A 15274-nucleotide genomic window follows, 5' to 3' on the forward strand; every position below is an offset into this window, starting at 1 on the left:
CATGAGTTCATCCGCAGCCGCCGTCGCCCCCGGGCTAGTCCAGGCGCGTGACGTGTCGAAGACCTTCGGATCGCGAAAGGCGCTGGACGGCGTCTCGATCTCGGTCGCCTCGGGCGAGATGGTCGCCCTGATCGGGCCGTCCGGGTCGGGCAAGTCCACCTTGCTGCGCTCCATCACCGGGCTTCAGTCCATCGACGCCGGCAAGGGGACCATTCAGGTCTTCGGCGAGACGGTGCAGAAGGACGGCCGCGTCACCGGCGCGGTGCGCAAGGCGCGCGGCAAGCTGGGCATGATCTTCCAGCAGTTCAATCTGGTCGGCCGCCTTAGTCTGTTCTCCAACGTCATGCTGGGCGCCCTGGGCCGCCTGCCCTCGTGGCAGGGCCTTCTGGGGATGTGGCCCCAAGCCGACAAGGACAAGGCCATGGCGGCCCTGCACCGCGTCGGCGTCAGCGACTACGCCGCCCAGCGCGCCAACACCCTGTCGGGGGGCCAGCAACAGCGCGGCGCCATCGCCCGCGCCATCGTCCAGGGCGCCAAGGCCATTCTGGCCGACGAACCCGTCGCCTCTCTGGACCCGGTGTCGGCGCGCAAGGTGATGGAGCTGCTGGTCGAGCTGAACAAGCGCGACGGCCTGGGCGTGATCGTCACCCTGCACCAGGTCGACTACGCCATCCGCTACTGCGACCGGGTCATCGCGCTACAGGGCGGCAAGATCGTCTATGACGGCCCTTCCACGGCGCTGGACCAAAAGCGCCTGATCGAAATCTACGGTCCCGAATTCGAGGACGCGTTCTGGGAGACCAAGGCATGAGCCTGTCCCGTATTGCCCCCACCCGCCGCCTGATGGCGGCGGCCGGCGCCGCCGTGATGATCCTGGGCCTGGCCGCGTGCGGCGGCGGCGACAAGACGGCTGCGGGCGGCGCGCCCACGGAGCTGACCTTCTCGATCCTGTCGGCGGAAGGCCAGGCGTCGGCCGGCCCGCTGTGGCAGCCGCTGCTGGACGACATGTCCAAGGCCGTCGGCGTTCCGGTAAAGCCCTATTTCGGCTCGAACTACACGGTTCTGGTCGAGGCCATGCGCGGCAACCACACCCAGGTCGGCTGGTTCTCGGCCAAGCCCGAGGTGGAGGCCATCGACCGCGCCAAGGCCGAAGTCATCGCCCGCACCGTCAACCGCGAGGGTCTGGACAGCTATCAGTCGACCCTGATCGTCAAGAAGGGGTCTGGCATCACGCTGGACAAGGTCCTGGCGTGCGGCAAGCAGTACAACTTCGGCATCGGCGACGCCCAGTCGACGTCCGGCACCCTGGCGCCCCTCACCTTCCTGTTCAATCCGCGCGGCGTGGTCCCCAGCCAGTGCTTCAAGACGGTGCGTTCGGCCAACCACCAGGCCAACGCCTTCGGCGTGGCGACCGGCGTGATCGACGTGGCCACCTCCAACAGCGTCAACACCCTGTTCATGCGTAAGGAGAACCCGCAGCTGGCCGCCCAGATCGAGGACATCTGGACCTCGCCCCCCATCCCCGAAAGCGGCATCGTCGTGCGCGAGGACCTGGACCCGGCGTTGAAGGAAAAGATCCGCAGCTTCTTACTGACCTATGGCCAGGGCGAAGGCGCCGAGGCAGAGCGTCAGCGCAAGATCCTGGCGGACCTGGAATATTCGCGCTTCGCGGCCGCCGACGACAGCTATCTGGACCCGATCCGCGAGATGATCGCCGACCAGAAGCTGGGCGAGGCCCGCGCCAAGGGCGACACCGCCGGCGCCGCCGCCGCCGAGCGTGAACTGCAACGCCTGCGCAGCCTGCGCGAGGTCCGTCCTTGACCGCGACGACGTCTCCCGCCCCGGCCATTCCGGCGGCGCCCAAGAAATCGACCCTGGCCTGGGTCGCCGACATCCTGGTCTGGGGCGGCGTCGCGGCCGTCCTGCTCTACAGCATCGACGCGGTGGACCTGGGCAATATCTCGCGCCTGTTCGCGGGCAACGACAGCACCAAACTGTTCGTCCACGACCTGCTGCGGCCGGACTTCGCCGACTGGAAGATGTTCGTCGCCAAGATGTGGGAGACGGTCCAGATCGCCCTGTGGGGCACCTTCCTGGCCGTCCTGCTGGGCATTCCCCTGGGTCTGGCGGCGGCGCGCAACATCGCCCCCGTCTGGATCGTGACGCCGGTGCGCTGGGTGATGAACCTGCTGCGTTCGGTGCCGGACCTGGTGATCGGCCTGCTGTTCGTGACCGCCGTGGGCCTGGGGCCGCTGGCCGGCGTCCTGGCTATCACCCTGAACACCGCCGGCGTCCTGGCCAAGCTGTTCTCTGAAGCGGTGGAATCCATCGACAAGGGGCCGGTCGAGGGCGTACGCGCCACCGGCGCCGGCAAGCTGCACGAGATCGTCTGGGGCGTGCTGCCGCAGGTCGCGCCGCTATGGACGTCGTTTGCGCTGTACCGCTTCGAGTCCAACAGCCGTTCGGCGACGGTGCTGGGCCTGATCGGCGCCGGGGGCATCGGCCAGGTGCTGTTCGACAGCATGAACGCCTTCGATTTCCGCGCCGTCTCGGCCATCGTGATCGTCGTCGTGGTCGCCGTGACCCTGATCGACACCCTGTCGCAGGTCATGCGTCGCCGCCTGCTGTGACAGGGCGCTGACCGGCGACAAAAACCGTCACAAACCTCTGGTCTAAGCGTCGCGAAATCGAGGCTCAGGGAGAGCGACTGATGATCCGTTCACTGAAATACGCCGCGGCGGCGACCGCCCTGATGGCCCTGGCGGCCTGCGGCGACGGCGGCGCGGGCGGTTCGCCATCGGGAACCCGGTCGGGCATCTGGGCGGCAGGGTCGTCCACCGTCTTCCCGTTCGCCACCCGCGTCGCGGAAACCTTCGCCCGCACCTCGGGCGGGGCTGCGCCCCGCGTCGAATCCCTCGGCACGGGCGGCGGCATTCAGGCCTTCTGCCAGGGCGTCGGCCCCAATACCCCCGACATCGCCAACGCCTCGCGCCAGATGAAGCAGTCCGAGTTCGATCTGTGCGCCAAGAACGGCGTCAAGGACATCGTCGAGATCAAGATCGGCTTCGACGGCATCGTCATCGCCACCGCCCGTAACGGCAACGGCTTCAACTTCGAACTGAACGACCTGTACGAAGGTCTGGCCAAGGACGTGCCGGGTCCGAACGGAACCTTCATCGCCAACCCGACCAAGACCTGGAACGACGTGAACAAGGGCCTGCCGGTCCAGCGCATCCAGGTCTATGGCCCGCCGCCCACCTCGGGCACGCGCGACGCCTTCCTGGAGCTGGGCATGACGCCGGGCGCCAAGCTGGTCCCGGGCGTCAAGGCCATCGAAGGCGACAAGGATCGGTTCGAAGCCATCGCCCACACTCTGCGCGAGGACGGCGCCTGGATCGACTCGGGCGAGAACGACAACGCCATCGTCCAGACCCTGACCCGCACGCCGGGCTCGCTGGGCGTGTTCGGCTATTCCTTCCTGGAGCAGAACCTGGATACGGTGAAGGCCGAGACCATCGACGGCGTCTCGCCCACCGCCGACACCATCGCCAGCGGCGCATATCCGCTGTCGCGCAGCCTCTACATCTATGTGAAGAAGGCCCACATCGGCGTGATCCCCGGCCTGCAGCAGTTCGTTCAGGAATTCCTTTCGGAAGGTTCGGCCGGCAAGGGCGGCTATCTGGCCGACCGCGGCCTGATCCCCCTGCCGGAAGATCAGCTTCTGGCCCAGCGTGCGACCATCGCCGCCATGTCCCCGATGGCGCGTCCCGCCAAATAAGGTCGGAACCGACCGCCGTCCCGCCCCTTCTTTCGCCGGCCCGCACCGGCTAGAAGGGGCGGCATAGCTGTCAGGATTCATTTATGACCTCCACGCCCACGCGCCTGCGCAAGGCCGTATTCCCCGTCGCCGGTCTCGGCACGCGGGTTCTTCCCGGCACCAAGACGACGCCGAAGGAACTGCTGAACGTCGTCGACCGCCCCATCCTGTCCTACATCGTCGAAGAGGCGCGAGAGGCGGGAATCGAGCATATCGTCTTCGTGACCGGCCGCTCAAAGGAAGCCATCGAGGACTATTTCGACCACCAGATCGAGCTTGAGGCCCAGTTGGAGGCCAAGGGCAAGACCGAGATCCTGGCGGCCATGAACGCCGAACTGGCGCGCCCCGGCGAAATGAGCTTCACCCGCCAGATGCAACCCAAGGGCCTGGGCCACGCCGTCTGGTGCGCGCGCGACATCATCGGCCATGAGCCGTTCGCCGTCGTCCTGCCCGATGTGATCGTGGACGGCAAGCCCGGCGCCCTGAAGCAGCTCGTCGAAGTCTATGCCGAGACGGGCGGCAATCTGATCGGGGTGGAATCGGTCGATATCGAGCAGGCCCACAAATACGGCATCGTCGATCCCGCCGTCCGCGAGGGCAATCGCATCGCCATGAAGGGGATGGTCGAAAAGCCCGCCCCGGGCACGGCGCCGTCCAATCTGTCGATCGCGGGCCGCTACATCTTGCAGCCGGAAATCTTCGACCTGCTGGCGACCCAGGAGCGCGGCGCCGGCAACGAGATCCAGCTGACCGACGCCATGGCGCGGCTGATGCGGACGCAGACCTTCACCGCCGTCGAATATGCGGGCGTGACCCACGATTGCGGCGACAAGATCGGCCTGCTTCGCGCCAACGTCGCCCTGGCGCTGAAACGCCCAGACCTGGGCGAGGCCGCGCGTCAGGCGGTTTCGGCCCTGCTTTAACCCTGGGGAAGCTTGCGGGGGTTCCGGTTCGCACCGGCCCCTGCTAACCCTCCGCCAAATCATCAGGAGACGTATCATGGCGACGAGCGAAGGCTGGGACATGCCCACCGGAGACCTCATGAAGGGCAAGAAGGGCCTGATCATGGGGGTCGCGAACTCCAACTCCATCGCCTGGGGCATCGCCTCGCAACTGGCCACCCAGGGCGCCGAATTGGCCTTCACCTATCTGGGCGAGGGGCTGGAGCGCCGCGTGCGTCCGCTGGCCGAAAGCGTCGGCGCCAAGCTGTTGATCCAGGCCGACGTCACCGACGACGCCTCGATGGACGCCGCCTTCGCCGAGCTGGAAAAAGAGTTTGGCACGATCGACTTCGTCGTCCACTCGGTCGCCTTCGCGAACAAGGATGAGCTGAAGGGTTCGTTCGTCGAAAACACCACGCGCGACAGCTTCCTCCTGGCCCTGAACATCTCGGCCTTCAGCTTCGTGGACGTGGCCAAGCGTTCAGCCAAGCTGATGCCCAACGGCGGCTCAATGATCACCCTGACCTATCTGGGGTCCGAGCGGGTCATTCCGAACTACAACACCATGGGCGTGGCCAAGGCCGCGCTGGAGGCGGCGACCCGCTATATCGCGCGCGACCTGGGACCGAAGAACATCCGAGTCAACGCCATCTCGGCCGGGGCCATGCGCACCCTGTCGCTGGCCGGCATCTCGGGCGGACGCGGCCTGCACTCCAAGTCGGCGCAGTTCTCGCTGATCAAGGAAGAGACATCGATGGAGGGCGTCGCGGGCGCGGCCCTGTGGCTGTGCTCGGACCTGGGCCGTTCGACCACGGGCGAAGTCGTCCACGTCGACGCGGGCTTCCACGCCGTCGGTCTGCCGGAGGATTTCGAGGGCTGATCCCCCCGGATCATGGAACAATCAGGGGCCGCCGGCCGATCCGGCGGCCCTTTTTGCTTTCGGGGCGCAACGGCCCCGCTTATCCGTGTGGCCATGAGCGCCTCCGATATCCCGCCCCCCGCCAGCTTCTCCGCCGCCGCCGTGGCCACCGTCGTCGGATTCGGCGGCACGGTCGCCCTGGTCGTTCAGGCGGGCCAGGTGCTGGGCGCCAGCCCGCCCCAGATCGTTTCGATGGTCACCGCCCTGTGCCTGGGCATCGGCCTGCCGGGACTGCTGCTGAGCTGGCGATTAAGGATGCCGGTCGTGCTGGCCTGGTCGACGCCGGGCGCGGCCCTGCTAGCGGCCTCGACGCTGGGTCTGGGCTGGGCCAACGCCATCGGGGCGTTCTTATTCGCGGCGGTCCTGATGGTGCTGACGGGCCTTTTGCCCGTGCTGGGTCGGCTGGCGCAGAGAATCCCGGCCTCCGTCGCCTCTGCCATGCTGGCGGGGGTACTGCTGCCCTTCGTGCTGAGGCTGTTCAAGGTTGTGCCGGACGAGATGGGGCTGGCGGTCGGGCTGCTGGCGATCTTCATCGTCGCAAGGCGGATGTGGCCCGCCTGGGCGTTGCCCGCCGTGCTTTGCGTCGCCTTCGGCGTTCTGGCTTTCAAAGGTCAGATCGGCCTGCCGCCGGGAACCGGCCTGTTCGGCGGTCTGACGCCCGTCATGCCCGCCTTTGACTGGAAGGTCGCCGTCAGCCTGGGTCTGCCGCTGTTTCTGGTCACGCTGGCCTCGCAGAACCTGCCGGGGCTGGTGGTGCTGAAGGCTGCGGGCTACGAGCCGCCCGCCAACCGCCTGATCTTCGCCACCGGCTTGACCAGCCTGATCGCCGCCCCCTTCGGCGCCCACGGGGTCAATCTGGCGGCCATCACCGCCGCAATCTGCACGGACGCCGACGCCCATCCCGATCCGGCCAAACGGTGGATGGTCGGCGTCATCTATGGTGGGTTTTATGTGATCGTGGCGCTGTTCGCAGCGCCTCTGGCGGGGCTGTTCATCGCCATGCCGCCTGCCGTTCTGGCGATCATTACGGGGCTGACCCTGATCGCGGCCCTGACCGGGGCGCTGAGCGCCATGCTGGCCAAGACTGAAGAGCGGGAGGCCGCCGTCCTGACGTTCGCAGCCACCGGCTCCGGCCTGGCCTTGTTCGGGATCGGCGCAGCCTTTTGGGGACTGGTCGTAGGTTTCGCCGCCCTGGCGGCGATGCGCTGGATCAGACCGAGGGCCTGACCCAGCGTCGCTTCGTTCTGCGGCCTAACGCGCTTCGCGCTGCTTGAGGCCGCCTCTGTGACCTACCGCGCGTCGCGCTGCTTGAGGCCGGTTAGTCGCGCAGCGAGGCCGGGACCTGGCCGCCGTTTTCAGCCAGCTTCTGCCAGACCGCCTTGGACAGGGCGATGTTCTGCTCGGCCGAGCCGTGCTCGCCGGCGTGGACATTCAGCTCCTCGGCCAGCTCCTTGCGGGCCGCCAGGCTGGAATCCAGGTCCAGCAGCTTCAGGAGGTCCACGATTGAGGTGCGCCAGTTGCCGCCGCCGCCCTTTGACGCCGCCAGATCGCTGAGCACCGCCTCGACGTCCACAGGCGGAAGCGCAGGGGTAGCGGCCGGTGCGGCGCCGGGCGCGGGTTGGGCCGAAGGCGCCGGGGTCTGCTGCGGGGCCGTCTTGGGCTTGTGGCCCGTGATCTTGTTCCAGATCGAAGAGAAGATACCCATTAGTCTCGCTCCAGTTGATGCCGTCAGATAATGCCCGCCAGCGGCGACGGTTCAGTGACGCGCCGGAATCTCCAGTCCGCGCTGCACGGCCGGCCGCGCCAGACCCCGTTCCAGCCAGGCGGCGACGCGCGGGAAATCCTTGAAGCCCACGATCTCGCCGGCCTCATAGAAGCCGATCAGATTGCGGACCCAGCCCAGGGTGGCGACGTCGGCGATGGAATAGTCTCCGACAATCCAGTCTCGACCGTCCAGCTGCGTCTCCAGCACGCCCAGCAGACGTCGGCTTTCGGCGACGTAACGGTCGCGCGGGCGCTTGTCCTCGTAGTCCCTGCCGGCGAAGCGGTGGAAGAAGCCCAGCTGGCCGAACATGGGGCCGACCGCCCCCATCTGGAACATCAGCCACTGGATCGTCTGATAGCGGGTCGCCGGATCAGCCGAGAGCAACTGCCCGGTCTTCTCCGCCAGATAGATCAGGATGGCGCCGGATTCGAACAGAGCCAGCGGCTGGCCGCCCGGACCGTCGGGGTCGATGATGGCGGGGATCTTGCCGTTGGGGTTCAGTGACAGAAACTCCGGCCCCCAGGTCTCGTTGGCCGTGATGTCGATCAGGTGCGGTTCATAGGCCAGGCCGACCTCCTCCAGCATGATCGACACCTTCACCCCGTTTGGCGTGGGCAGGGAATAGAGCTGGATGCGGTCGGGATGCTGGGCCGGCCAGCGCTGGTTGATCGGGAAGGCGGACAGGTCGGACATGGGACGAACCTCTGGCGGTTGAACCTCCCATGTCGGTAGGGCGTCGTGATTTGGCAACTGCGATGGGCGCCGTTTTGATCGCGGGCTTGTGTCTGGAACCGCGCAGGAGACGGCGCCAGCTTGGCCGTGGCCGACAGTCGGTCAAATCCAGGGAGAGGCCCGATGGCGCACAAGTTCGAAGTCTATCAGGACAAGGCCGGCGAATACCGCGTCCGCTTCAAATACAATTCCGAGATCATCTTCTCGACCGAGGGTTATTCCGACAAGTCGGGGGCCAAGCGGGCCATCGAATCGATCAAGAAACACGTCGGCGACGCCCCGGTCGAGGACGCCTAGTCGGGCTCCCGCTCGCCCACCTCGGTCGGCGGCGCCGCCATCAGCCAGCCGTCGGCCAAGTGCAGTTCCGGCGTCGCCTCCTTGGTGAACGGCAGATACCAGGTCGGGCCGCCGGCGGCGGGCGCGATCTCCAGCATGTCGTCGGCGCCGAAGTTCTGGACCGACTTCACCACGCCCATGACGGCGCCGGCGACGTCGCGGACCTGCACGCCCAGAAGGTCGGCGAGATAGAATTCGTCCTCGTCCGGCTCGGGGAAGCGGTCGCGGGGGACGTGCAGCTTCAGGCCGCGCAGGGCGTCGGCCTGTTCCTTGGTGGCGATCTCCTTGGCGCGGCCGACGACGCCGTTCTTGTCGGGCCGGGTCGAGGTCAGGGTCAGGGCCACGGTCCCGTCCGCGCGCAGCAGCGGGCCATAGGCGGTCAGGGCCAGGGGATCGGCGGTGAAGGCGGTCACGCGCACCTCGCCCCGCACCCCGAAACCACCGCCGACCTGGCCGACGAGGATCAATCTGCTTTCCGTGGTCATGGTCGTCCTTAGCGCATGAAAAAGGCGGCGCCGGAAGACGCCGCCCTGATCATCGTCAAACCGAAAGGCTTAGCCTTCGGCCTTTTCCTCGGTCGCTTCGGCGGCCGGAGCGTCTTCGGCAGGCGCTTCCTCGGCAGCCGGAGCGTTCTTGGCGGCTTCGGCGGCGGCGGCGGCCTCTTCCTTGGCGCGGGCGGCGGCTTCAGCGGCCTCGACCTTGGCGGCGGCTTCGGCTTCCAGGCGGTCGGCTTCGCGCTGGGCGCGTTCGGCGGCGCGCTCTTGCGCCTTCTTGCCGGGCTGGGCCTTGTTCGGGTTGTTGCTTTGCGTCCACTTGACCTTCTGGCCCAGAGTCTCGTCCTGCGACAGGAAGCGCGCGACCCGGTCGGTCGGTTGGGCGCCCTTGCCGAGCCATTCGGCGATACGTTCGACCTTCAGGGCGACGCGCGGCTGAGCGCCGTCCTTGGGCAGCATCGGGTTGTAGCTGCCGACCTTCTCGATGAACTTGCCGTCACGGGGCGAGTGCGAGTCGGCGACGACGATGTGGTAGTAGGGGCGCTTCTTGGCGCCGCCGCGGGCCAGACGAATCTTCAGCATTCAAGTCTCTTTCTAGGAAGTGGTTATTTCTTGGGAGGGAAGCCCGGAAGACCCGGCAGGCCCCCCGGAAGTTGTCCGCCGCCCAGACCCGCGAGGCGGTCCTGGATGGCTTTCAGATCGTCGGCGGAGGGTTCGGCCATCTTGCCGCCGCCCAGCGCCTTGAGGCGGGCCATGTCGGGACCGCCGCCCATGCCGGGCAGTCCGCCGCCGCCGCCGAGGCCGCTCAGCATGGCGGCCATCTGCTGCATCTTCTTGGGTCCGCCGCGCGCCATCGACTTGACCACATCGGCCATCTGGCGGTGCTGTTTCAGAACCCGGTTCACGTCCTGCACATCGACCCCGGCGCCGGCGGCGATGCGCTTCTTGCGCGATGCATTCAGCAGGTCGGGCTTCTTGCGCTCGGCCTTGGTCATCGAGGAGATGATGGCTTCCTGACGCAGGATCATGCGGTCGTCGATGCCGCTGTCGGCCATCTGGTTCTTCATCTTGGCCACGCCGGGCAGCATGCCCATGATGCCCTGAAGCCCGCCCATCCGCTTCATCTGCTGAAGCTGGCCGGCCAGGTCGTCCAGATCGAACTGACCCTTGGCCAGTTTGCGGGCCATCTTCTCGGCCTTGGCCTGGTCCAGATCCTGGCTGGCCTTTTCGACCAGGGCGACGATGTCGCCCTGGCCCAGGATGCGGCCGGCGACGCGACGGGCGTCGAAGACGTCCAGCGCATCGACCTTTTCGCCGGCGCCCAGATATTTGATCGGCAGGCCGGTGACGGCGCGCATCGACAGCATGGCGCCGCCGCGACCGTCGCCGTCGGCGCGGGTCAGGACCAGGCCGGTCAGGGGCAGGCGCTCGTGGAAGGCCTTGGCGGTGCGAACCGCGTCCTGACCCGTCAGGCTGTCGGCGACCAGCAGGGTCTCGACGGGTTTGGCGATGTCGGCGACCTCGGCCACCTCGTTCATCAGCCCTTCGTCCAGGGTGATGCGGCCGGCGGTGTCCAGGATGAGGACGTCGAAGCCCTGGAGCTTGGCGGATTGCAGCGCCCGGCGCGTGATCTGGACCGCGCTCTCGCCCGCCACGATGGGCAGGGTCGCGACCTCGATCTGCTTGCCCAGGGTGGCCAGCTGCTCCATCGCGGCCGGACGGCGCGTATCGAGGGAGGCCAGCATGACCTTCTTGCGATCGAATTTGGTCAGACGCAGCGCCAGCTTGGCGGAAGTCGTCGTCTTGCCCGACCCCTGCAGACCGGCCATCAGAACGACGGCGGGCGGGTTGGCGTTGGTGTTCAGCGGGACCGGCTCTTCGCCGCCGAGCATCTCGATCAGGCCGTCATAGACGATCTTGACCACCTGATCGGCCGGCTTGACCGAACGGATGACTTCTTCGCCGGTCGCGCGTTCGGTGGCGAAGGCGATGAATTCCTTGACGACCGGCAGGGCGACGTCGGCCTCCAGCAGGGCCACGCGCACTTCGCGCATCGCCTCGGCGACGTCCTTTTCGGACAGGGCGCCGCGCCCGGTGATCCGGTCGAATACGCCTGTCAGCCGCTCGTTCAGAGCCTCGAACATTCACTACCTCATGGCGACGGGTGAAACGGCTCCATACGACAACGGCCCCCGGCGACGATCACGTCGGCGGAGGGTTCTCGCCCACCTCGTTCTCTCCTTGGAGAGCTGTCGTGTGGGTGGAGACGCGAGGTTCACTTGCGTCGGAAGCGGCGGCTTATGAAGGAAAACCGGCCGCAAGGCAACCGCAGCGAGTCAATCGCGCTATAAGCCTGACCTTCAGTAAGACATTTAGCGGATTGTCATCATCGTGCTAAGAGCCGCGCCCTTTATAGGGGCGGCGTTGTCGCCAGGGTTTTTGACTTCGGGAGAAGCACGAATGAGCAAGGTGCTGGTTATCGGCGCGGGCGGCGTCAGTTCGGTGGCCGTCCACAAGATGGCGATGAATACGAACATCTTCTCGCATATCACCCTGGCCAGCCGCACCAAGTCCAAGTGCGACGCCATAGCGGAATCGGTGAAGTCGCGCTTTGGCGTGGCCATCGACACCGCCGCCATCGACGCCGACGACGTGGCGGCGACCACGGCCCTGATCCAGAAGGTGCAGCCCGAACTGGTCGTGAACCTGGCCCTGCCCTATCAGGACCTGTCGATCATGGACGCCTGTCTGGCGGCGGGCGTGAACTATCTGGACACCGCCAACTACGAGCCGCGCGACGAGGCCAAGTTCGAATACAAGTGGCAGTGGGCCTATCAGGACCGGTTCAAGGACGCGGGCCTGATGGCGCTGCTGGGTTCGGGCTTCGACCCCGGCGTGACCTCGGTCTTCACCACCTACGTCAAGAAGCACCTGCTGGATTCCATCGAGATGCTGGACATCCTGGACTGCAACGGCGGCGACACGGGCCTGCCCTTCGCGACCAACTTCAACCCCGAGATCAACCTGCGCGAAGTGACGGCGAACTCGCGTCACTGGGAGAACGGCCAGTGGGTCGAAGGCCCGGCGCTGAGCCACAAGCAGGTCTTCGACTTCGAAGGCGTGGGCGAGAAGAATATGTACCTCATGTACCATGAGGAGCTGGAATCGCTGGCGAAATTCTATCCCGAGATCAAGCGCATCCGCTTCTGGATGACGTTCGGCGACAGCTATCTGAAACACCTTGAAGTGCTGGAAAACATCGGCATGACCTCGATCGAGCCGATGCAGTTCCAGGGCCGCGAGATCATTCCGATCGAGTTCCTGAAGGCCCTGCTGCCCGAGCCCGCCTCGCTGGGTCCGATCACCAAGGGCAAGACCAACATCGGCGTCATCGCCACCGGCCTGAAGGACGGGGTCAAGAAGACGGTCTACATCAACAACATCTGCGACCACGAAGAGGCCTATGCCGAGACCGGCAACCAGGCGGTCAGCTACACCACCGGCGTCCCCGCCATGATCGGCGCGGCCCTGATGGTGACCGGCCAGTGGAAGGGCGACGGCGTGTTCAACATGGAACAGCTGGACCCCGATCCCTTCATGGACATGCTGAACCAGCACGGCCTGCCGTGGAAGGTGCAGGACCTGGACGCCCCCCTGGACTTCTGATCGGACCGATTGAATGCAGACCCAGGCCGGCGATCCGGGCGCCTTTGCGCATTTCGACCTGAACCGCGTCGCCTCGCCCGCCTTCGTGGTGGACGAGGCGGCCGTCCGCCGCAATCTGTCCGTGCTGAAGGGCGTGCGTGACGGAGCGGAGGCGCGCGTGCTTCTGGCGCTGAAGGCGTTTTCGATGTGGTCGCTGGCCGATGTGGTTGGCGAATACCTCGACGGGGTCTGCGCCTCGGGCCTGTGGGAGGCGCGGCTGGCGCGCGAGTTCTACAAGGGCGAGCTGACAACCTATTCGCCGGCCTATACGGCGCAGGACCTGCCCGAGATCCTGCGTCTGTCGGACCACGTCATCTTCAACAACCCGGCCCAGATCGCCCGCTTCGACGATCTGATCGCTGGGGCGCGGGCCGAAGGGCAAGTGTTCGAGATCGGCCTGCGGCTGAACCCCGAACATTCCGAAGGCGAGGTCGCCAAATACGACCCGGCCCAGCCCTGCTCGCGCCTGGGTTTTCCGGTGTCGCAACTGAAGCCCGAACATCTGGATGGGGTGGACGGGCTGCATATCCACGCCCTGTGCGAACAGGACTTTCAGCCGCTGTCGCGCATCTGGGCGGCGGTGGAGCCGAAACTGGCCCCTCTGCTGGGAGGGATCAAATGGCTGAACCTTGGCGGGGGGCACCACATCACCCGCGCCGACTATCAGACCGACGATCTGATCGCCTTCGTACGCGATCTGCAGGCCAGGCACGGGGTTCAGGTCTATCTGGAGCCGGGCGAGGCCGTGGCGCTGGACGCCGGCATCCTGATCGGGGAAGTGCTGGACGTGTTCGACAACGGCATGCCCATCGGCATCACCGACATCTCCGCCACCTGCCATATGCCCGATGTGATCGAGGCGCCCTATCGCCCCGCGCTGCTGAACGAACCCGAACACGGCGTAACGGTGCGGCTGGGCGGGCCGTCGTGTTTAGCCGGCGACATCATCGGCGACTACGTCTTCGCCGAACGGCCGACGCCCGGAACACGGATCGCGTTTTTGGACCAAGCCCACTATTCGATGGTGAAGACCAACACCTTCAACGGCGTGCCGCTGCCGTCCATCGTGCTGTGGAACTCCCAGACGGATGCGCTGAGGACGGTGCGCGACTTCGACTATTCGGCCTTCCGCGACCGACTGTCGTAGGCGCAATAAAAAGGGCGGCTGGCGCCGCCCTTTCCCGACCTATTCTTCCTTGGGTTCGTCCGCCGCCGGGGCGGCGTCGGGCTTGGGCGTGGAGCCCGGTTCGGTGACGACGACGCCTTCGGGCGCGGCAGGCAGTTTCGACAGGTCGCCGCCGACGCGCAGAACGTCCAGCGCCCGCTGAAGCTGATAGTCCTTTTCCTTGTCGAACTTGTCGCCCGGGGCTTCGCGCGGGGTGTGCGGACCCTTGCGCTCGGCGCCGATGGAGGCGTCCAGCGCCGTGGCGTAGGCGGCCTCGGAATAGATGAAGCTGGAGCGTGAGACGATGCGGGCCTCGGCCTCGGACCGGGCGACCTCCAGATCCGGCTCGATGCCGATCTTCTGGATCGACGCGCCGGAGGGGGTGTAGTAGCGCGCGGTCGTGATCGACAGGGCGCCGTCCTGGCCCTGGCGCAGCGGGATCACGGTCTGGACCGAACCTTTGCCGAAGCTGGTCAGGCCGACGATGGTCGCGCGCTGATGATCCTTCAGGGCGCCGGCGACGATTTCCGACGCCGAGGCCGAGCCGTAGTTGACCAGAACGACCAGCGGCAGACCGCCGGTGATGTCGCCGGGCTTGGCGGAATAGCGCTGGATCTGTTCGGGCTTCCTGCCGCGCTGACTGACGATCTCGCCGCGTTCCAGGAAGGCGTCGGACACGTCGATGGCGGCGTTCAGCAGGCCGCCGCCGTTGTTGCGCAGGTCCAGGACATAGCCCTTCACGCCCGGCTTCTCGGCCTTGATCTTGGCGATGGCCTCGTTCAACTCGCGGCCGGTGTTCTCGTTGAAGGTCGAGACGCGCAGATAGCCGAAGTCGCCTTCGACCCGGCCCGTGACCGACTGGACCTTGATGACCTCGCGGGTCAGGACGACCTCCAGCGGATCGGACCCGTCGCGCAGGAAGGTCACCTTGACGCTGGTGCCCACGGCGCCGCGCAGTTTCTCGGACACCTGACTGACCGTCAGGCCCGCCGCGTTCTGACCCTCGATGGAGGAGATGACGTCGCCCGCCTGGACCCCGGCCTTGGCGGCGGGGCTGTCGTCCATCGGCGAGATGACCTTCACCATGCCGCCGTCGGCGCTGATGGTCAGACCGACGCCCGAATACTGACCCTCGGTCCGCTCGCGCAGTTCGCTGTAGTTGGACGGCGGCAGATAGTTGGAATGGGGGTCCAGCGCGGTCATCATGCCCGCCAGCGCCGCCTCGATCAGCTTCTTGTTGTCGACCGGGACGACATAGGCCTGCTCCACGATCCCGACCACGTCGCCGAACAGCTCCAGCATGCGGAAGGTTTCGTTGCGGGGCGTCTGGCTTGAGACAGCAGCGGCGGAGCCGCCGAGCACCAGTGCGGCGCAGCCGACGAGGAGCAGTTTACGCATTC

At 66.6% G+C, this 15274-nt stretch carries 16 protein-coding genes; 10 read left to right on the forward strand and 6 right to left on the reverse strand.

Annotated features, from left to right (window positions below; translation table 11 throughout):
- Position 1: 1 nt before the first annotated feature.
- From phnC to KZX42_RS10945, 7 genes are all read left to right on the forward strand, one after another.
- Positions 2-811 carry a phosphonate ABC transporter ATP-binding protein gene (gene phnC / locus KZX42_RS10915; RefSeq protein ID WP_248119368.1) on the forward strand — a complete coding sequence of 270 codons (810 nt, stop codon included), beginning with the start codon at positions 2-4 and terminating at the stop codon, positions 809-811.
- Positions 808-1821 (forward strand): phosphate/phosphite/phosphonate ABC transporter substrate-binding protein, encoded by a 1014-nt coding sequence (gene phnD, locus KZX42_RS10920; RefSeq protein WP_248119369.1) that lies wholly within the window; start codon positions 808-810, stop codon positions 1819-1821. The genes phnC and phnD overlap by 4 nt, the downstream gene beginning before the upstream one ends.
- The gene (phnE, locus tag KZX42_RS10925) at positions 1818-2630 is read left to right on the forward strand and encodes a phosphonate ABC transporter, permease protein PhnE (RefSeq protein WP_248119370.1); all 813 of its coding nucleotides are present in this window, start codon (positions 1818-1820) and stop codon (positions 2628-2630) included. The genes phnD and phnE overlap by 4 nt, the downstream gene beginning before the upstream one ends.
- An 80-nt stretch (positions 2631-2710) precedes the next feature.
- Positions 2711-3778 (forward strand): substrate-binding domain-containing protein, encoded by a 1068-nt coding sequence (locus KZX42_RS10930; protein WP_248119371.1) that lies wholly within the window; start codon positions 2711-2713, stop codon positions 3776-3778.
- 83 nt (positions 3779-3861) lie between these two features.
- Positions 3862-4740: a UTP--glucose-1-phosphate uridylyltransferase GalU gene (gene galU, locus KZX42_RS10935; RefSeq protein ID WP_248119372.1), complete on the forward strand. Its 879-nt coding sequence runs from the start codon at positions 3862-3864 to the stop codon at positions 4738-4740.
- Between the two features lie 76 nt (positions 4741-4816).
- Positions 4817-5638, forward strand: a complete 822-nt coding sequence (locus KZX42_RS10940; protein ID WP_248119373.1) for an enoyl-ACP reductase — start codon at positions 4817-4819, stop codon at positions 5636-5638.
- A 93-nt stretch (positions 5639-5731) separates the two neighbouring features.
- A complete protein-coding gene (locus KZX42_RS10945; protein ID WP_248119374.1) occupies positions 5732-6904 on the forward strand; it encodes a benzoate/H(+) symporter BenE family transporter in 1173 nt (390 codons plus the stop codon).
- A gap of 91 nt (positions 6905-6995) precedes the next feature.
- Here KZX42_RS10945 and KZX42_RS10950 read toward each other — a convergent pair whose 3' ends face one another.
- Both KZX42_RS10950 and KZX42_RS10955 read right to left on the reverse strand, forming a co-directional pair.
- On the reverse strand, positions 6996-7382 hold the full coding sequence (locus KZX42_RS10950) for a DUF3597 domain-containing protein (protein WP_248119375.1): 387 nt from the start codon (positions 7380-7382) through the stop codon (positions 6996-6998).
- Positions 7383-7433: 51 nt separating this feature from the next.
- On the reverse strand, positions 7434-8135 hold the full coding sequence (locus tag KZX42_RS10955; RefSeq protein WP_248119376.1) for a glutathione S-transferase N-terminal domain-containing protein: 702 nt from the start codon (positions 8133-8135) through the stop codon (positions 7434-7436).
- 162 nt (positions 8136-8297) lie between these two features.
- On the opposite strand from KZX42_RS10955, the gene KZX42_RS10960 reads away from it, so the two are divergent.
- Entirely contained in the window at positions 8298-8471 is a 174-nt protein-coding gene (locus tag KZX42_RS10960) for a DUF1508 domain-containing protein (protein WP_087120843.1), read from the forward strand.
- On the opposite strand, the gene rimM is transcribed toward KZX42_RS10960, so the two are convergent.
- From rimM to ffh, 3 genes are all read right to left on the reverse strand, one after another.
- Positions 8468-8995 carry a ribosome maturation factor RimM gene (gene rimM / locus KZX42_RS10965; protein WP_248119377.1) on the reverse strand — a complete coding sequence of 176 codons (528 nt, stop codon included), beginning with the start codon at positions 8993-8995 and terminating at the stop codon, positions 8468-8470. The genes KZX42_RS10960 and rimM overlap by 4 nt on opposite strands.
- A gap of 69 nt (positions 8996-9064) precedes the next feature.
- Positions 9065-9586: a 30S ribosomal protein S16 gene (gene rpsP, locus KZX42_RS10970; RefSeq protein ID WP_248119378.1), complete on the reverse strand. Its 522-nt coding sequence runs from the start codon at positions 9584-9586 to the stop codon at positions 9065-9067.
- 23 nt (positions 9587-9609) lie between these two features.
- Positions 9610-11148: a signal recognition particle protein gene (gene ffh, locus KZX42_RS10975; protein ID WP_248119379.1), complete on the reverse strand. Its 1539-nt coding sequence runs from the start codon at positions 11146-11148 to the stop codon at positions 9610-9612.
- A 316-nt stretch (positions 11149-11464) separates the two neighbouring features.
- Here ffh and KZX42_RS10980 point away from each other — a divergent pair, with 316 nt between their 5' ends.
- Entirely contained in the window at positions 11465-12670 is a 1206-nt protein-coding gene (locus KZX42_RS10980) for a saccharopine dehydrogenase family protein (protein ID WP_248119380.1), read from the forward strand.
- A gap of 13 nt (positions 12671-12683) precedes the next feature.
- Positions 12684-13856, forward strand: a complete 1173-nt coding sequence (locus KZX42_RS10985; RefSeq protein ID WP_248119381.1) for a carboxynorspermidine decarboxylase — start codon at positions 12684-12686, stop codon at positions 13854-13856.
- A gap of 39 nt (positions 13857-13895) precedes the next feature.
- Here KZX42_RS10985 and KZX42_RS10990 read toward each other — a convergent pair whose 3' ends face one another.
- Positions 13896-15272 carry a S41 family peptidase gene (locus KZX42_RS10990; protein WP_248119382.1) on the reverse strand — a complete coding sequence of 459 codons (1377 nt, stop codon included), beginning with the start codon at positions 15270-15272 and terminating at the stop codon, positions 13896-13898.
- Positions 15273-15274 lie beyond the last annotated feature (2 nt).

The sequence above is a fragment of the Brevundimonas sp. EYE_349 genome, from assembly GCF_023147505.1.
Lineage (GTDB): Bacteria > Pseudomonadota > Alphaproteobacteria > Caulobacterales > Caulobacteraceae > Brevundimonas.

Coding starts and splice junctions, on each gene's coding strand:
- KZX42_RS10955 (WP_248119376.1), bottom strand. CDS start 8,135: ATGTCCGACCTGTCCGCCTTCCCGATCAACCAGCGCTGGCCGGCCCAG.
- phnC (WP_248119368.1), top strand. CDS start 2: ATGAGTTCATCCGCAGCCGCCGTCGCCCCCGGGCTAGTCCAGGCGCGT.
- KZX42_RS10940 (WP_248119373.1), top strand. CDS start 4,817: ATGGCGACGAGCGAAGGCTGGGACATGCCCACCGGAGACCTCATGAAG.
- KZX42_RS10985 (WP_248119381.1), top strand. CDS start 12,684: ATGCAGACCCAGGCCGGCGATCCGGGCGCCTTTGCGCATTTCGACCTG.
- KZX42_RS10980 (WP_248119380.1), top strand. CDS start 11,465: ATGAGCAAGGTGCTGGTTATCGGCGCGGGCGGCGTCAGTTCGGTGGCC.
- rpsP (WP_248119378.1), bottom strand. CDS start 9,586: ATGCTGAAGATTCGTCTGGCCCGCGGCGGCGCCAAGAAGCGCCCCTAC.
- KZX42_RS10990 (WP_248119382.1), bottom strand. CDS start 15,272: ATGCGTAAACTGCTCCTCGTCGGCTGCGCCGCACTGGTGCTCGGCGGC.
- ffh (WP_248119379.1), bottom strand. CDS start 11,148: ATGTTCGAGGCTCTGAACGAGCGGCTGACAGGCGTATTCGACCGGATC.
- KZX42_RS10960 (WP_087120843.1), top strand. CDS start 8,298: ATGGCGCACAAGTTCGAAGTCTATCAGGACAAGGCCGGCGAATACCGC.
- galU (WP_248119372.1), top strand. CDS start 3,862: ATGACCTCCACGCCCACGCGCCTGCGCAAGGCCGTATTCCCCGTCGCC.
- KZX42_RS10930 (WP_248119371.1), top strand. CDS start 2,711: ATGATCCGTTCACTGAAATACGCCGCGGCGGCGACCGCCCTGATGGCC.
- phnD (WP_248119369.1), top strand. CDS start 808: ATGAGCCTGTCCCGTATTGCCCCCACCCGCCGCCTGATGGCGGCGGCC.
- KZX42_RS10945 (WP_248119374.1), top strand. CDS start 5,732: ATGAGCGCCTCCGATATCCCGCCCCCCGCCAGCTTCTCCGCCGCCGCC.
- KZX42_RS10950 (WP_248119375.1), bottom strand. CDS start 7,382: ATGGGTATCTTCTCTTCGATCTGGAACAAGATCACGGGCCACAAGCCC.
- rimM (WP_248119377.1), bottom strand. CDS start 8,995: ATGACCACGGAAAGCAGATTGATCCTCGTCGGCCAGGTCGGCGGTGGT.